At 72.2% G+C, this 16,162-nt stretch carries 11 protein-coding genes; 5 read left to right on the plus strand and 6 right to left on the minus strand.

Features of this window, described 5'->3' with window-relative positions:
* A partial coding sequence (locus ABZ622_RS06430; RefSeq protein WP_360540948.1) for a tetratricopeptide repeat protein occupies positions 1 to 5,024 on the plus strand: 5,024 nt, incomplete at its 5' end.
* 94 nt (positions 5,025 to 5,118) lie between these two features.
* Here ABZ622_RS06430 and ABZ622_RS06435 read toward each other — a convergent pair.
* The 5 genes from ABZ622_RS06435 to ABZ622_RS06455 all read right to left on the minus strand — a co-directional run bounded on the left by ABZ622_RS06435 (position 5,119) and on the right by ABZ622_RS06455 (position 11,597).
* Positions 5,119 to 8,274: an efflux RND transporter permease subunit gene (locus tag ABZ622_RS06435; protein WP_360540950.1), complete on the minus strand. Its 3,156-nt coding sequence runs from the start codon at positions 8,272 to 8,274 to the stop codon at positions 5,119 to 5,121.
* Positions 8,275 to 8,439: 165 nt separating this feature from the next.
* Positions 8,440 to 9,135, minus strand: coding sequence for a response regulator transcription factor (locus tag ABZ622_RS06440; protein ID WP_360540952.1), 696 nt, complete (start codon positions 9,133 to 9,135; stop codon positions 8,440 to 8,442).
* Positions 9,132 to 10,391, minus strand: coding sequence for a histidine kinase (locus ABZ622_RS06445; protein WP_360540954.1), 1,260 nt, complete (start codon positions 10,389 to 10,391; stop codon positions 9,132 to 9,134). Before ABZ622_RS06445 ends, ABZ622_RS06440 begins: the two co-directional genes overlap by 4 nt.
* A 138-nt stretch (positions 10,392 to 10,529) precedes the next feature.
* Positions 10,530 to 10,808: a hypothetical protein gene (locus ABZ622_RS06450; protein ID WP_266691293.1), complete on the minus strand. Its 279-nt coding sequence runs from the start codon at positions 10,806 to 10,808 to the stop codon at positions 10,530 to 10,532.
* Positions 10,809 to 10,817: 9 nt separating this feature from the next.
* Positions 10,818 to 11,597: a PspA/IM30 family protein gene (locus tag ABZ622_RS06455; RefSeq protein WP_124718100.1), complete on the minus strand. Its 780-nt coding sequence runs from the start codon at positions 11,595 to 11,597 to the stop codon at positions 10,818 to 10,820.
* A gap of 297 nt (positions 11,598 to 11,894) precedes the next feature.
* Here ABZ622_RS06455 and ABZ622_RS06460 point away from each other — a divergent pair, with 297 nt between their 5' ends.
* The 3 genes from ABZ622_RS06460 to ABZ622_RS06470 all read left to right on the plus strand — a co-directional run bounded on the left by ABZ622_RS06460 (position 11,895) and on the right by ABZ622_RS06470 (position 14,516).
* A complete protein-coding gene (locus ABZ622_RS06460; protein WP_360541036.1) occupies positions 11,895 to 12,494 on the plus strand; it encodes a DUF3043 domain-containing protein in 600 nt (199 codons plus the stop codon).
* Between the two features lie 113 nt (positions 12,495 to 12,607).
* Complete coding sequence (locus tag ABZ622_RS06465) at positions 12,608 to 13,342, plus strand: methyltransferase domain-containing protein (protein WP_360541038.1); 735 nt, start codon at positions 12,608 to 12,610, stop codon at positions 13,340 to 13,342.
* 97 nt (positions 13,343 to 13,439) lie between these two features.
* A complete protein-coding gene (locus ABZ622_RS06470; RefSeq protein ID WP_360540957.1) occupies positions 13,440 to 14,516 on the plus strand; it encodes a trypsin-like peptidase domain-containing protein in 1,077 nt (358 codons plus the stop codon).
* A 55-nt stretch (positions 14,517 to 14,571) separates the two neighbouring features.
* On the opposite strand, the gene ABZ622_RS06475 is transcribed toward ABZ622_RS06470, so the two are convergent.
* Positions 14,572 to 14,775, minus strand: coding sequence for a hypothetical protein (locus tag ABZ622_RS06475; protein WP_360540959.1), 204 nt, complete (start codon positions 14,773 to 14,775; stop codon positions 14,572 to 14,574).
* A gap of 164 nt (positions 14,776 to 14,939) precedes the next feature.
* Here ABZ622_RS06475 and ABZ622_RS06480 point away from each other — a divergent pair, with 164 nt between their 5' ends.
* Positions 14,940 to 16,142, plus strand: coding sequence for a bifunctional adenosylcobinamide kinase/adenosylcobinamide-phosphate guanylyltransferase (locus ABZ622_RS06480; RefSeq protein ID WP_360540961.1), 1,203 nt, complete (start codon positions 14,940 to 14,942; stop codon positions 16,140 to 16,142).
* Positions 16,143 to 16,162: the final 20 nt, after the last annotated feature.

Here is a 16,162-nt window from a genome sequence, read left to right on the forward strand (position 1 = left end):
ACGGACGGGAGCCGGTGGGGACGGCGCTGTGCGTGGTGTGCGAGGAGTATGCCGACAGGCGGAGCTTTCCCCGGCTGACCGGGGCGGTGGCCCAGATGGAGGAGATCGCCGGACTGCTGGCGGGTCTGGGGATCGCGGCGCATGTGGTGGGCGGTGGGAACCCGTCCTGGGCGGTCTTCGACGAGGCCCTCACCACCTGGAGCGAGGGCCGGCGGGAGACGGGGGCGGCCAAGCCCGCGATCATCGTCTGGTCGGGGCACGGCGTGCTGGTCGACGACGAGCTGCGCCTCGCGCTCTGCGACCTGGATCTCGACGTCGAGCAGGTGACTCGTGACGTACGCGCCCTCAAGCGGGGGGTCTCGGCCGAGACACTGGTCAATGACGCGGTGGCCTCGGGCGCGGACCAGATCCTGGTGATCATCGACACCTGCCACGCGGGGGACGCGGTGGGCCGGGGCGTGGAGAAGGCCCTGCGCCGCTGGGAGGTCATGTCCACGCCGCCCGGCCAGGTGAAGTGGCTGGGAATCGTGGCGAGTTGCCGGCGCAACGAGACGTCGGACGGCAGCGGCCCTCTGCTCACCGCGTTGGCGGAAGTGCTGAAGGACGGGCCCTCCACCACCGAGTACCGCTCGGCATGGAGCGCCCACAACGAGTTGGTCGGCGGCCCGGACCTGCTGGCCGCGCTGACCGAGCGCTGGCGCGGCGAGGGCCAGACACCGGTGCCCGCGACCCTCGGCACCGGGCGCCCGGTGTTTCCGAACCCGCGCCATGTGCCCGGGGCCCCCGCCCGGCTGGTGGAGCACCTGGTGCTCGCGGCGCGCGGGGTCGGGTACCGCGAGGAGGGCTGGTTCTTCACGGGCCGGAAGGAGGTGCTGGGCCGGATCGTCGCGTGGCTGGCCGCGGACGAGGCCGGGCTCTTCCTGGTGACCGGCCCGGCGGGCTGCGGCAAGTCGGCCGTGCTGGGCCGGATCGCGACGCTCACCGATCCCGTGCAGCGGAGGGAGACCGAGAAGTACGGGGGCCTGCGCGAGGACGACCCGGACCCGGGCCTGCGCCCCGGCCGCTCCCTCGCCTCCGTACACCTGCGGGGCCTGAGCCCCCTCCAGGCGGTCTCGGAACTGGCCCGGCAGCTCGGGCTGCCCGAACCCCGCAACGCGGACGACTTCCGCGGCGAGCTCCGTGAGTTGTCCCCGCAGCCGGTGCTGGTCCTCGACGGCCTGGACGAAGTACCCGCCGAGCACCTGCGCGCCATGATCGAGGAGCTGGTCTTCCCGCTCAGCCGGACGGGCCCGGTCCTGCTCGGCTCCCGCGACCGCGCGTTCCGCAGCCGCCTCGCGGAGGACGGGCGCGGGGAAGAGACGCTGCCGGACGCCCTGGCCCGGCTGATCGGCGCGGGTGTCACCACCGCGGACCTGGAGCGGGAACCGCACACCGAGCAGGACATCGGTGAGTACGTGTTCCGGCGGTGCGCGGAGGCCGGTGTCCCGCAGGACCGGGCGCGGGAGACGGGCGACGCGATCGCGGCGCGTGCCACGGCCGTGGGCGGCGGGTTCCTGTTCGCCCGGCTGGTGGTGGGGTCGCTGCTGGCGGGGACGGCTGTGCGTGATGCCGACGAGGGCCGGTGGCCGGCCGGTCTGCCGGACTCCATCGAGGCCGCGTTCGAGGACGACCTGCGGGCCGGGCCGGTGCGGGTCCGCGAGGACGGCACCGAACTCCCCGGCACCGCACGCGACTTGCTGACGGCCCTCGCGTGGACGGTCGGGCGCGGCATGCCCGCCGGGGGTGTGTGGGAGGAGGTCGCCGGGGCGCTGGGCGGCGGTGACGTGCCGTACGACGAGAGCGATGTGGACTGGCTGCTGTCCGTCTACGGCCGCTACGTCGTCGAGGACGCGGAGGGCGGGCAGGCGGTGTTCCGGCTGTACCACCGCGAGTTCCTGTCGCATCTCGCGGACCGGGAGGGGCCGGAGGGTGCCGAGGCCGGAGAGGTGGTGCTGGGCGCGCTCGTCGCGCACGCCGAGCGGCGGACGGCGGACGGCGGCTGGGACTCGGTCGATCCGTACGTGCGACGAGGGCTGGCGCTGCACGCGGCGCGGGCGGGTGCGCCGGGTATCGCGATGCTGAGGGGGCCGGCGGAGCGGGGCGGGGCGGGCGCGGTCCCCGTTCTGGCCCAGGCGTTGATCCTCTTCTCCCAGCGGCTCAGGACGCAAGGGCGTCCCGACGACGCGCTGAGTGCGGCACGGGAGGCGCTCACCCTGTACAAGGAGCTGGAGCGCACCCTTCCAGGGGTCTTCAGCACGGCGCTGGTACGCACCCTCATCAACGTTGCCAACCGGTACGCCGACATCGGCGACCGCGAGGGGGCGCTGCCACCGGCGCGCGAAGCGGTCGAGCTCCAGCGGAGCCTCGCCGACGCGGGCGGAAGCGCGGGCCTCCCCGACCTGGCTCTCGCCCTCGGCACTCTCGGCCGGCGCGTCCACGACATCGGCGACCGCGAGGGGGCGCTCGCGCTCACTCTGGACTCCGTCGGCATCTACCGGCAGCTCGTCGAACGGGCTCCGGCGGCGTTCCGCCCCGGCCTCGCCGCCACGCTGACCAACCTGGCGGCGAATCTCTCGACCGTCGGGGAACGCCGGGCCGCCGTGCCCCTCGCGCAGGAGGCCGTGGAGATCTACACCGAGCTCGCCGCGGCGCACCCCGACGAGTTCCTGGCCCCTCTCGCCTCCGCGCTGACCAATCTGGCCAGCAGTCTCAAGTCCGTCGGAAACCACGTGGGCGCGCTTCCTCACGCGGTGGCAGCGGTCCGGGCCGACCGGAAGGTGGCCGCACGCCACCCCACCGGTCTCCGGTCCGCCCTGGCCGGCTCGCTGACCAATCTGTCCGTGCACCGGGAGGACGTCGGTGATCTCGCGGGGTGCCTCGCGCCCGCGCGGGAGGCCGTGGAGATCTGCCGGGAACTCGTTGCGCGCCATCCGGTCGCCTTCCAGCCGCAGTTGGCGGGCGCTCTGCACAACCTGGCGGACCGGATCTCCGCCACCGGGGACCACGAGGGCGCGCTCGCTCCGGCGCGGGATGCCGCGCGCATGTACGCCGGGCTCGCTTCGCAGCACCCCGACGTCTTCCAGCCGGATCTCGCCCGGTCCCTGACCTCGCTGGCCAACAAGACGGCCGCCGCGGGAGACCGGGCTTCGGCGGTGCTGCTCGCGCGGGAGGCCGTACGCATCCAGCGCGAGCTGGCCGCGCAACGGCCGACAGCGTCCCTCCCGGGCCTGGCCGCGATGCTCAACAACCTCGCCATGCACCTCGTCGCCGCAGGTGAGCCCGCGACGGCTCTGCCCAACGCCGAGGAAGCGACCGCATTTTACGAGCGTCTGGCCGCCGAGGACCCGGACGCCTTCCTCGCGGAGTACGCGACGGCCCTCACCAACCTCGGCAACCATCGGGCAACCCTGGGCGACGTCTCGGGGGCGCTCACGGCCGGCCGGGAATCGGTCGCCATCCGCCGCGCACTCGCCGCACAGCACCCCGCCGTCTTCCGGCCGGAGCTGGCCACGGCACTCACCAATCTCGCCGCTCACCTGAACAGGGCCAAAGACCCGGCGGCGGGGCTGCGAGCCTCGGAGGAAGCGGTCGCCCTCTTCCGTGAACTCGCCGCACGCGAGCCCGCCCTCCGCTCCCCTCTCGCGGGCTCACTCGGCACTCTGGCCCAGAACCTCGCCGACACCGGCAGCCGGAAAGAGGCCCTGGCGCCGGCCGGCGAGGGGGTCCGGATCCTGCGCGGGCTCGTCGACGAACTCAGCGGTGCCCACCTGCCCGATCTGGCTCTCTCCCTACAGAATCTCAGCAAGCACCTGGGGGCCGGCCAGGACGCCGAAGGGGCGGTGAGCGCGGCGCGGGAAGCGGCCGCCGCCTACCGGACCCTGGCGCTGGAGAACCCCGGTGCCTTCGAGAAGTCCCTGGTCTCCGCCCTCGCCAACCTGGCCGGGGCACTCGCCCGCACCGACGACCACGCGTCGGCGGTCCGGGAATTCGACGAGGCCGTGGCGGAGTTCGGCGCCCACCCCGAGACGGCCCGGCGCCTCGGGGCCGAGCGGAGCATTTTCCTGCTGGGCTGTCCCGGTGCCCTGGCCTCGGCCGGCGTCCGAGAACTGGTGTCCCTTCTCCACCGGGACGCCACGCCGGACGGCGGCGCGGACCCCGTGACCGTACGGGCCCGGCGGGCGCTGCGCGCGTACGGCGATCCCGACGCGGTCCGCACCGCGTGGGAGGAGGAGACCGCCGCCCCCGCACCCGCCTGGCTCGCCCTGTCCCCGGAGACACTGGACCTCGTCGGTTCCTGGATGTTCGCGCCCGACTGGCCCGAGTCACGCGACTTCTGGTCCCGGAACGCCCAGGCGCTGAGCAGCGAGGAGGCGGCGACGGCCCTCGAAGAGCTGGCGCTCCTGGACCCCCGCACCGCACAGCAGCACGCCGCGCTCCGCGAGGCCGTCCTCGTCCACGGCGTGACCGCCGCCTACGATCCGCTGATCCTCGCGGAGCAGGTGGCGGAGTGGGTGGGCTGCGCGGACTGGGCGGAGTCCCGGGCCTTCCTCCAGGACCACCCCCGCATCCTCCGGGCCCAGCCGCCGGAGGACACCCCGCTCGCGCACGTCGCCATCCTCGATGTCACCCGCACCGAGGGAATGGACGCCGCGTACCGCCTCGTCGAGGACCGTGACGCCCTCCAGGCGTATGTGGAAAGGGCGTTGGCGGCGGGGGACGGCAACGCGCTGCTGCACGCGGCGGCCGTCGAGGGGCAGGTCTTCGACGACAGGCTGTCCTCCCTCACGCACGCCCAGGCGGGCCTGGTGCTCGCCGGATCCGTCGAGGGCGTCGAGCCGGACGAGCTGGCCACGCTCCTCCCCCGCGCCCCCGAGGCGACCCGGGCCAGGCTGCTGAGGGAGATCGTCGCCCTCAGCGTCCGGCACGCCCACCCGCACGGCGAGACATGGCTCCGGATGGTCCAGGCCCTCAACGGGGCCGCCTGACGTCCCCCGGCGGTTCGGCGAGCCGGGCGGAAAGGGCGAGGGCCCTGTCCCACGCAGGTGCGTGGGACAGGGCCCTCTCGTCGTGCCGGGCGGGTTACGCCTTCGCGGGCTCCGGCTCCTCGGAGGCGGTCGCCTCCGCGAGGTCCGGGGCGGGCAGGCCCGCCTTCTTCGCGCGCTTGTCCGCCTTCTTCTTCGCGCGGCGCTCCTTGCGGAGCTCGACCATCGCGTAGAGCGTCGGCACCAGAAGGAGCGTCAGCAGCGTCGAGGTGACCAGGCCGCCGATCACGACCACGGCGAGCGGCTGCGAGATGAAGCCGCCCTCGCCGGTGACGCCGAGTGCCATCGGGAGCAGGGCGAAGATGGTCGCGAGTGCGGTCATCAGGATCGGGCGGAGCCGGTGGCGGCCGCCCTCCATGACCGCTTCGACGACACCCATGCCCTGGGACCGGTACTGGTTGATCAGGTCGATCAGCACGATCGCGTTGGTGACCACGATGCCGATCAGCATCAGCATGCCGATCATCGCCGGTACGCCCATCGGGGTGCCGGTGATCACGAGCAGGCCGATGGCGCCGGTCGCCGCGAACGGGATGGAGACCAGCAGGATCAGCGGCTGGATGAGGGACTTGAAGGTCGCCACCAGCAGCATGAAGACGATCGCGATCGCGGCCAGCATGGCCAGGCCCAGCTTCAGGAACGCGTCGTTCTGGTCCTCGGAGACGCCGCCGATGGTGGCGGTGGCACCGTCCGGGAGCTTCAGCTCGTTGATCTTCGTCTGGAGCGCGGTGCCGACCGCACCGGTGTTGTCACCGATGGGCTTGGCGGTGATCGTCGCGGCGCGCTGGCCGTCGATCCGGGTCATCGAGACCGGGCCGGGGACCAGCTCGACGTCGGCGATCTGACCGAGCTTCACCGGGCCGAGCGGGAGGTCCTTCAGCTCGGCCATCGTGGTGGCCGGGTGGGCGGAGCTGATGACGACGTCGCGCTCGGTGTCGTCCATGATCGCCTTGCCGGACGGGGTGCCGCGCACCGCTCCGGCGACGGCCGCGCCGAGCGTGGCCTGGTCGAAGCCGGCCTCGGCGGCCTTGGGCGTGGCCTTGACCGAGATCCGCGGGACGCTCTGCGCGAGGTCGCTCTGGACGTCGGTGACGTCCTTCAGCCCGGCCACTCCGGCCCGGACCTGCTCGGACGCCTTCTTCAGCACGTCCGCGTCGGCGGCCTTGACCACGACGCTGAGGTCCTGGCTGCCGAAGCCGTCGCCCGCGGCGATGGTGGTGTCACCGATGCCGTCGAGCTTGCCGAGCGCGGTGTCGATGCGCTTCTGCGTGGCGTCGAAGTCGCCCGAGTCCTTCAGGGTGACCTGGTACGAGGCCTGGTTGGCGCCGGTGCCGCCGCCGAAGGCCGCCATGAAGCCGGACGAGCCGACGGTGACCTGGTAGTCCTTGACGCCCTCGTCCTCGGTGAGGACCTTCTCGACCTTCCTGGCCGCCTTGTCGGCGGCCGCCAGGCTGGTGCCGGGGGCCAGCTCCTGCTTGATGGAGAGGACCTCCTGCTCGCCCTGGTCGAAGAAGTTGGTCTTCAGCAGCGGGGCCATGCCGAAGGTGGCGAGGAACACCACGATCGCGATGACGATGCTGGTGATGCGGCGCCGGGTGGCGAAGCGCAGGACCGGGACGTACAGCTTCTGGAGCCGGCTGCGGGCCTCCTTCTCCTCGGCCTCGCGGCGCGCCTGGTCCGGGTTCTCCGTGGCGCCCTTCGGGGCGCGCAGGAACCAGTACGACAGGACGGGGACGACGGTCAGCGAGACCAGCAGGGATGCCAGCAGGGCCGCGGTGACGGTCAGCGAGAAGGAACCGAAGAGCTCGCCGACCATGCCGCCGACGAGACCGATCGGCAGGAAGACGGCGACCGTGGTGAGGGTCGAGGAGGTGACCGCGCCGGCCACTTCCTTCACCGCGGTGATGATCGCCGACTGGCGCTCCTCGCCGTAGCCGAGGTGACGCTTGATGTTCTCCAGGACCACGATCGAGTCGTCGACGACGCGGCCGATCGCGATGGTCAGCGCGCCCAGCGTGAGCATGTTGAGCGAGAGGTCACGGGTCCAGAGCACGATCAGCGCGAGGACCACGGAGAGCGGGATGGAGACCGCGGTGACCAGGGTCGAGCGCAGCGAGGCGAGGAAGACCAGGATCACGATGACGGCGAAGAGCAGGCCGAGCGCGCCCTCGGTGGTCAGACCGGAGATCGCCTTGGAGACGGCGGGTCCCTGGTCGGAGACGACGGTCAGTTCGGCACCGGCTCCGAGGTCCTTGCGGAGGTCGGGGAGCTTGTCCTTGACCGCGTCCGAGATGGCGACGGCGCTGCCGTCCTTGTCCATCGTGGCCATCACGGCGAGGCTCGGCTTGCCGTTCGTACGGGTGATGGAGACCGCGGTGGACGGCTCCTGCTTCACCTTGGCGACGTCACCGACGCGGACCGGCTCGCCGGGCTTGCCCGTGGCCGGGTCCTGACCGGTGATCCGCACGTCCTCGATCTGCTTCAGGGAGGTGAAGGCACCGCCGACCTGGACGGTGCGGCTCTTGCCCGACTCGGAGAAGGAACCGGCGGGGACGGTCGCCCCGCCTGCCTGGAGCGCCTGGGAGAGCGTCATGGCGTTCAGACCGGCGGCGGCGAGTTTCTTGTCGTCCGGGGTGACGGAGATCTGAAGGTCCTGCACACCGTCGACGGTGACCTGGCCGACGCCGCTGATGTCCTCCAGGGCGGGGACGACCGTGCGGTCCAGCTGGTCGGCGAGCGCCTGCTGGTCCTTGTCGGAGGTGACGGCGAGGACGACGGCCGGGATGTCGTCCGTCGAACCGGCGATGACCTGCGGGTCGACGTCGTCGGGAAGCTGGGCGCGGGCGCGGTTCACCGCCTGCTGGATGTCGGCGACGAGCTGCTTGGTGCCCTCGCTGCCGAAGTCGAAGGACGCCATGATGACGGCGCTGCCCTCGCTGGCGGTCGAGGTGATCCCGGTGACGCCGTCGACGGCCTTGACCGAGTTCTCCAGTGGCTCGACGACCTGCTTCTCGACCACATCGGGGGACGCACCCTGGTAGGGGGCGATGACCGACACCATCGGGAGTTCGATGGTGGGCAGCAGCTGCTGTTTGAGCTGCGGGATCGCGATCGCTCCGAATACGAGCGCGACGATCGAGATCAAACCGATCAGGGCCCGTTGCGCGAGGCTGAATCTGGACAGCCAGGACATGGGTGGGTCTCTCTTCTGTGGCTTACGCGGCAGGTGGGACGGGTGGCTGGGGGACAGACCCGGCCCATCTATACGATCGCCTGTCGGCAGGGGTCCGGGCGTCGGCCCCAGGTCGCTTTCTTATGCCGCGCATACCGCAGGTGGAGTACGCCGTATCTCCACCCCTCACTCCACCCTGGGGCGCACCAGGCCGGATTCGTAGGCAATTACCACCAATTGGGCCCGGTCCCTGGCGCCCAGCTTCGCCATCGCCCGGTTCACATGGGTCTTGACAGTGAGCGGGCTGACGACGAGCCGCTCGGCGATCTCGTCGTTGGAGTGGCCGCCCGCGACCAGGACGAGCACCTCGCGCTCGCGGCCGGTGAGCGCGGCGAGCCGGTCGGAGTACTCCGCGGCGCTCGGCCCCTCGCCGTCCGAACTGCCGCCCTGCGCGAGGAAGGTGGCGATCAGTCCCTTGGTCGCGGCGGGCGACAGCAGTGCCTCGCCGCCCGCGGCGACACGGATCGCGTTGAGCAGCTCCTCGGGTTCCGCTCCTTTGCCGAGGAAGCCGGACGCCCCGGCCCGCAGCGACTGCACCACGTACTCGTCGACCTCGAAGGTGGTGAGCATGACGACCCGTACGCCGGCCAGTTCGGGATCGGCGCTGATCATGCGGGTCGCGGTGAGTCCGTCCGTGCCGGGCATCCGGATGTCCATCAGCACCACGTCGGCGCCGGTCGAGCGGGCGAGCTCCACGGCCTGCGCGCCGTCCGCCGCCTCGCCGACCACCTCCATGTCGGCCTCCGAGTCGACCAGCACCCGGAACGCGCTGCGCAGCAGCGCCTGGTCGTCGACGAGCAGCACCTTGATGGGCTCTGTCATGCGGTTTCCCCCGTCCGGCCCGCCGGGCCCGGCTCCCCGGACTCTCCTGTGCGGGCCTCGACGGGCAGGATCGCATGGACCCTGAATCCGCCGCCGTAGCGGGGCCCGGCGGTGAGGGTGCCGCCGAGCGCGGTGACGCGTTCGCGCATGCCGAGCAGGCCGTGCCCGCCGCCGTCGCCGTGGCAGCCGCCCCCGCCGAAGCCGTTGTCGATCACGGTGACCTCGGCCGTGGACCCGACCCGTACGACGCTCACCTCGGCCCGGGCCCCGGGGCCCGCGTGCTTGCGGACATTGGTCAGCGCCTCCTGGATGACCCGGTACGCGGCCAGGTCGACGGCCGCGGGCAGCGGGGGCCGCCGGTCGGCGCAGACCACCTCGACGGGGAGCCCGGCCCGGCGGACGGTGTCGACCAGCGCGTCGAGGACGGCGAGCCCCGGTGCGGGTTCGGTCGGCGCCGCCGGGTCGCCGGACTGCCGCAGCAGCCCGACGGTGGCCCGCAGTTCGTCGAGCGCGGAGCGGCTGGCCTCCCGGACGTGGGCGAGCGCCTCCTTGGCCTGGTCGGGGCGCTTGTCCATGACGTGGGCGGCCACCCCGGCCTGGACGTTGACCAGGGCGATGTGGTGGGCGACGACGTCGTGGAGGTCGCGGGCGATCCTCAGACGTTCCTCGGCGACCCGGCGCCGGGCCTCCTCGTCGCGGCTGCGCTCGGCCCGTTCGGCCCGCTCCCTGATCGCGTCGACGAAGGCGCGCCTGGAGCGGACGGCGTCCCCCGCCGCGCAGGCCATTCCCGTCCAGGCGAAGACGCCGAAGTTCTCCTGGCTGTACCAGGGCGCCGCGCCGAAGAGCATCGCCGAGGCCGTCAGCACGGCCATCGTCAGCAGGCCGACCCGCCAGGTGGTGGGCCGGTCGGTGCGGGCGGCGACGGTGCACAGCGCGATGACGGTGGCCATGACCACGGGTGCGGGCGGGTCGGACTTCACCAGCTCGACGACGGTCAGCCCGGCGGTGACCGCGAGCACCACCATGGGACTGCGCCGCCGCCAGATGAGCGCCACGGCACCGGCCACCATCAGCAGCACGCCGCTGACCGCGGGCGGGCGGGTCCCGAAGGAGGGCCCCTCCCCCGGGCGCGGGTGGACGAACGACCCGACGATCATCGCCACCAGCACGGCCAGGGCCAGGGCGGCGTCCAGCGCGAGGGGATGGTCGCGCAGCCAGTGCCGGACGCGCAGAACCCCGGTTCCGAGGGTGGTCACGTCAAGCTACGTTACGGCGTGTCGCGAGGAAATCGGACAGGTCCCGCGCGAATGACACCGGACACGCCCGTGCCCCGGGTCCGGCGGACCGGACCCGGGGCACGGGTTCACGCGTGTGCTGGAGCGGGGCGAACGGCGTCAGCCGGGGATCAGTCCGTCGTCACGGAGCATGGCGCGCACCTCTTCGAGGGTCGCGTCGGACGACGGCAGGATCAGCTCGGACGGCTCCAGGGAGTCGTCCGGCAACGCTGTGCCGAGCTCGCGCACCCTGGCCAGGAGCGCGTGGAGCGTGGTGCGGAAACCCGGTCCGTCACCGCTCTCCATCTCGGCGAGCAGTTCGTCGTCGAGCCCGTCGAGCTCGGCGAGATGACTGTCGGCCAGTGCGACCTGGCCCTCCCCCATGATCCGTACGATCATGACGCCGCCTCAACTCTTGTCGAACCTGTGCGGGGACTGCGAGGACTGCTGCTGGGCGGCGTCCTGCGGGCCGCCCTCGATCGCCTGCTGGCTGGAGCCGCCGGCCAGCTCGGCCTTCATGCGCTGGAGCTCCAGCTCCACATCCGTACCGCCGGAGATCCGGTCCAGCTCGGCGGCGATGTCGTCCTTCGCCGTGCCGGTCGGGTCGTCCAGGGCACCGGAGGCGAGCAGCTCGTCGATCGCGCCGGCCCGGGCCTGCAGCTGCTGGGTCTTGTCCTCGGCCCGCTGGATCGCCAGGCCGACGTCGCCCATCTCCTCCGAGATTCCGGAGAATGCCTCGCCGATCCGGGTCTGCGCCTGGGCGGCGGTGTAGGTGGCCTTGATGGTCTCCTTCTTGGTGCGGAAGGCATCGACCTTGGCCTGCAGCCGCTGCGCCGCGAGGGTGAGCTTCTCCTCCTCGCCCTGCAGCGTGGTGTGCTGCGTCTCCAGGTCGGTGACCTGCTGCTGGAGGGCGGCGCGCCGGGACAGCGCCTCGCGGGCCAGGTCCTCGCGGCCGAGCGCGAGTGCCTTGCGGCCCTGGTCCTCCAGCTTGGACGACTGTCCCTGCAGCTGGTTCAGCTGCAGTTCGAGCCGCTTGCGCGAAGTCGCCACGTCGGCGACACCGCGACGTACCTTCTGAAGCAGTTCGAGCTGCTTCTGGTACGAGTAATCGAGGGTCTCGCGCGGATCCTCGGCCCGGTCAAGGGCCTTGTTTGCCTTCGCGCGGAAGATCATCCCCATACGCTTCATGACACCGCTCATGGGCTTCGCGCGCCCCCTTCTGACGGACTGAGCTCCAGCACTCCAACAGAACCCACAGTACGGGCCCTGCCTCTATTACCGCACTGTTCGGGCAAGGATGTGCTCCTACCCAAGGACGACTGCACCAGGTCACCACTCCGGCCCAAGGAGTAGGCGGGGGTCGGGGAGACCCGGTCACGTCACCCGTACCGGGCACCCCGGTACACCTGCGAGGACGCAGGCCGTTGCCGGATCGTTCCCGGCCGGCCTGGGGTCGTGGCGATCTACCCCGTACCCTTGGGCCTTGTGTTCCGTAGCCGTTCGAAGGAAGAGAAGGCGCCCACCGGCAAGGTGACGGCGGACCTCTCCAAGCAGCCCCGCGACCCGCAGGCCCCCAAAGGTCGCCCCACCCCCAAGCGCAGCGATGCCCAGTCGCAGCGCCGTCGCGCCTCCAGTGGCGCGCCGCTCGACCGCAAGGAGGCCATGAAGCGGCAGCGCGAAGCTCGCCGTGTGGACATGGCCAAGCAGCGTGAGGCGCTCGCCAGTGGCGACGAGCGCTATCTGCCGGCTCGCGACAAGGGCCCGGTGCGGCGCTTCGTCCGCGACTACGTGGACTCGCGTTTCTGCATCGCGGAGTTCTTCCTGCCGCTCGCCGTGATCATCCTGATTCTCAGCGTGATCCAGGTGCAGAACATCCAGACCATCTCGCTGCTGCTCTGGCTCATCGTGATCGTGCTGATCGTGCTCGACTCGGTCGGTCTGTCGATCCGCCTCAAGAAGCAGCTCAAGGAGCGCTTCCCCGATACGCCCAAGCGTGGCGCGGTCGCCTACGGCCTGATGCGCACGCTTCAGATGCGTCGCCTCCGGCTGCCCAAGCCGCAGGTCAAGCGTGGAGAGCGGCCCTGAATACGCACATCTCCGGCTCGGTCGGCGGTCCGTCCGCCGGCCGGCCGGACGATGTTGTTCCGGTCGCCGGGTTCTCCGCGGCCTCCTCGGTCTGGCTCAAGGGGCTGGGCGGGCTGCGCAACACCGTCCGCCAGGAGCTCGTGGCCCGGCAGCTGGACGAGCAGATAGCGGCCCGCTTCCCGGTCGGGCAGCGGCTGCGCGTGCTGGACGTCGGCATGGGCCAGGGCACCCAGGCGCTGCGCCTGGCGCGGGCCGGTCATACGGTGACCGGCCTGGAGTCGGACGCCGAGATGCTGCGGGTGGCCACGGAGGCGCTCGGCAGCGAGCCCGCGGGCATCCGTGAGCGGGTCCGGCTGATCGAGGGCAACGGCCTGGACACCGGGGTGCACTTCCTGCCGGGCAGTTTCGACGTGGTGCTCTGCCACGGCGTGCTGATGTACGTCCGGGATCCGGACGCGATGCTGGCGGGCCTGGCCCGGATGCTCGCCCCGGGCGGACTGCTCTCGCTGCTCGTACGGAACGCGGACGCGCTGGCGATGCGCCCCGGTACCGCCGGGGACTGGGACGAGGCGCTGGCCGCCTTCGACACGGACACGTACACCAACCGGCTGGGTCTCACCGTGCGGGCCGACCGGCTGGACGCCCTGACGGCCACCCTCGCCGGGATCGCGGCACCGCTGCACGCCTGGTACGGGGTGCGCGTCTTCACGGACAACGTGAGCAACGACGTGGAGCTGCCGGCCGCGGCCGAGCTGGAACAGGTGCTCGCCGCGGAGGACCGGGCCGGGCGGACCGATCCGTACCGTCGGGTGGCCGCGCTGCTGCACCTGTGCGGCGTCCGGGGCTGAGCGGACACGGGAGCGGCTCCCGGGGCGGCCGGGCGACGTTCCCCCGTACGGCCGAATCCAAGAGGCCGCCAATAGGGTTAAAAGCGACAATCGAGGCATGGATGCACTCCACTCCCGTGCCCGTGTTCGCCGGCTGCTGCTGTCCCTGGCCGCAGGTGTCTGTGCGATCGCCCTGGTGAGCGGCTGCTCGGACGCGGCCTCCGAGTCGCCGAAGACCGAACCCAGCAAATCGGCCTCCGCCACCCGGACCGCAGGCGACCTGCAGAGCGACTACCAGGCCGTGATCAAGAATGTGCTGCCATCGGTGGTGCAGATCGAGGCCTCCGAGGGCCTGGGCTCCGGCATCGTCTACGACACCAAGGGCCATATCGTCACCAATGCCCATGTGGTCGGCAACGACAAGACGTTCAAGGTCACCGTCGCCACCGGCGAGAAGGCGCAGAAGGCCACGCTGGTGGCCACCTACCCGGAGCAGGACCTGGCCGTCATCAAGCTCGACAGCGTGCCGGACGGGCTGAAGCCCGCGAAGTTCGGCGAATCGGAGAAGGTCGAGGTGGGGCAGATCGTGCTGGCGATGGGCTCGCCGCTCGGACTGTCCTCCAGCGTCACCCAGGGCATCGTCTCGGCGCTCGGCCGGACCGTCAGCGAGAGCCGCTCGGGCGGCGGCACCGGCGCGACGATCGCGAACATGGTGCAGACCTCGGCCGCGATCAACCCGGGCAACAGCGGGGGTGCGCTGGTCAACCTGGACAGCGAGGTGATCGGCATCCCGACCCTGGCGGCGACCGACCCGGAGCTGGGCGGCAGCGCGGCGCCGGGGATCGGGTTCGCGATCCCGGTGTCGATGGTCAAGACGGTCGCCGACCAGATCATCAAGAACGGCAAGGTCACCGACTCGGGCCGGGCGGCCCTGAACATCAGCGGCCGCACCGTCGTCGACGACAACTACCAGCCGGCCGGCGTGGCCCTGGTCAGCGTGGCGAAGGGCGGCGCCGCAGAGAAGGCGGGGCTGCGGGCCGGCGACATCATCACCAGGATCGACGATCTGCCGGTCACGACGATCACGTCGCTGTCGGAGGCGCTGGCCTCGGACAAGCCGGGCCAGAAGGTCACGGTGACGTATCTGCGCAACGGGGCGGAGAAGACGGCGAAGGTCACCCTGGGCGAGATCTGACGCCGCTCCTCGCGCGAGGAGATCCGGAACGTTCCTCGCGCGAGGCGGCAGACCCTCAGTCCGCCTGGAGGCTCATGGGGCCGTAGATCTTCGTCGAGTCGTCGAAGAGCGTCACCTGGTCCGCCCCGCCTTCGAGGAGTTCCTTCCAGTACTCACCGATCCAGGACTCCGCGTCGCCCTGGGTGGTGAATTCCTCCGGCTGCAGGGCCGGCTCCGTCTCCGTACCGTCGGACTTCTCGAACCGCCACGTCCACGCCATGTCCGCCTCCTGGGTCGCTTTGCTGCCCCGCAGCCTAGTGCCTGTACGGCAGGTCGGGGCCGGTCCGGCACTGGTGCCCGAGTCCGGTGCGGGGACCGGCTCCGCACCCGTCCGGACGCCCCCAGGTCGCGCACCGGTCGCACGGACGCGGGAGGATCAAAGGCGTGGAACTGACTCTGCTCGGCACCGGAGCCCCCGACGGGCTGCCGCAGCCCGAATGTCCCTGCGCCGCCTGCGCCGTCGCCCGCGGGGCGCGCTCGCGGGCCGCGACCGCGCTGCTGGTCGACGACGCGCTGCTGCTCGATCTCACTCCGGGGGCCGTGTTCGCCGCGGCCCGTGCGGGGCACTCGCTCACCGGGGTGCGGCAGGTACTGCTCACCCATCCGCACGACGGGCCCGCCGTGGAGCTGCCCGCGGGGCTGCCCCCGGCGGGGCGGGTCCCGGACGGGCGGGTGCTGACGCTGATCAGCGGGCACCGGGTGCGGGCGGTGCCGATGGACGCGCCGGGGACCGGGTACGAGGTCACCGGACCGGCGGGCCCCCGGCTGCTGTACATGCCTCCGGGGGCCGCGCCCGCCGGTCTCACCGACCGGGTCGCGGAGCCGTACGACATGGTGGTCGGCGATGTGGTGGGGCGGCCGGACGCGGTGGCGCGGCTGCGGGCGGTGGAGGCGATCGGCCCGGCCACCGAGATCGTGGCCGTCCATCTGGACCATGCCGCACCGCCCGGGGCCGAGCTGGACCGGCGGCTCGCGGCGGCCGGCGCGCGGGCCGTGCCGGACGGGACGACGCTGGTGGTGGGCGAGTACCACGCGGTCCCGTCGGTGCCCCGGCGCACGCTGGTGACGGGCGGGGCCAGGTCGGGAAAGTCGGTGGAGGCCGAGCGGCGCCTGGAGACGCTTCCCGAGGTGGTGTACGTGGCGACCGGCGGCGGCCGGGAGGGCGACGCGGAGTGGGCGGCCCGGGTCGGTCTGCACCGGGAGCGCCGGCCGGCCGCCTGGCGCACCGAGGAGACCTGTGAGCTGGTGGAACTGCTGGAGTCGGACGGGCCGCCGCTGCTGATCGACTGCCTGTCGCTCTGGCTGACCGACGCGATGGACCGGGTGGGCGCCTGGGACGAGGAGGCGTGGGCCGGGGGCGGCGAGGGCGCCCTGCGGGAGCGGACCGCCGAGCTGGTCTCGGCGGTCCGCGGAACGCGTCGTACGGTCGTCGCCGTCACCAATGAGACCGGTTCGGGCGTGGTGCCCGCGACGGCCGCCGGGCGGCGCTTCCGGGACGAGCTGGGCCGGCTGAACGCCGCGTTCGCCGACGAGTGCGAGCAGGTGCTGCTGGTGGTGGCCGGGCAGGCGCTGGTGCTGCGCGGCTGACCGGGGCCGCCCGTGCTCTC

It is taken from the genome of Streptomyces sp. NPDC007164 (assembly GCF_040634135.1).
GTDB classification, from domain to species: domain Bacteria; phylum Actinomycetota; class Actinomycetes; order Streptomycetales; family Streptomycetaceae; genus Streptomyces; species Streptomyces sanglieri.

Coding starts and splice junctions, on each gene's coding strand:
- ABZ622_RS06435 (WP_360540950.1), bottom strand. CDS start 8,274: ATGTCCTGGCTGTCCAGATTCAGCCTCGCGCAACGGGCCCTGATCGGT.
- ABZ622_RS06440 (WP_360540952.1), bottom strand. CDS start 9,135: ATGACAGAGCCCATCAAGGTGCTGCTCGTCGACGACCAGGCGCTGCTG.
- ABZ622_RS06450 (WP_266691293.1), bottom strand. CDS start 10,808: ATGATCGTACGGATCATGGGGGAGGGCCAGGTCGCACTGGCCGACAGT.
- ABZ622_RS06455 (WP_124718100.1), bottom strand. CDS start 11,597: ATGAAGCGTATGGGGATGATCTTCCGCGCGAAGGCAAACAAGGCCCTT.
- ABZ622_RS06470 (WP_360540957.1), top strand. CDS start 13,440: ATGGATGCACTCCACTCCCGTGCCCGTGTTCGCCGGCTGCTGCTGTCC.
- ABZ622_RS06475 (WP_360540959.1), bottom strand. CDS start 14,775: ATGGCGTGGACGTGGCGGTTCGAGAAGTCCGACGGTACGGAGACGGAG.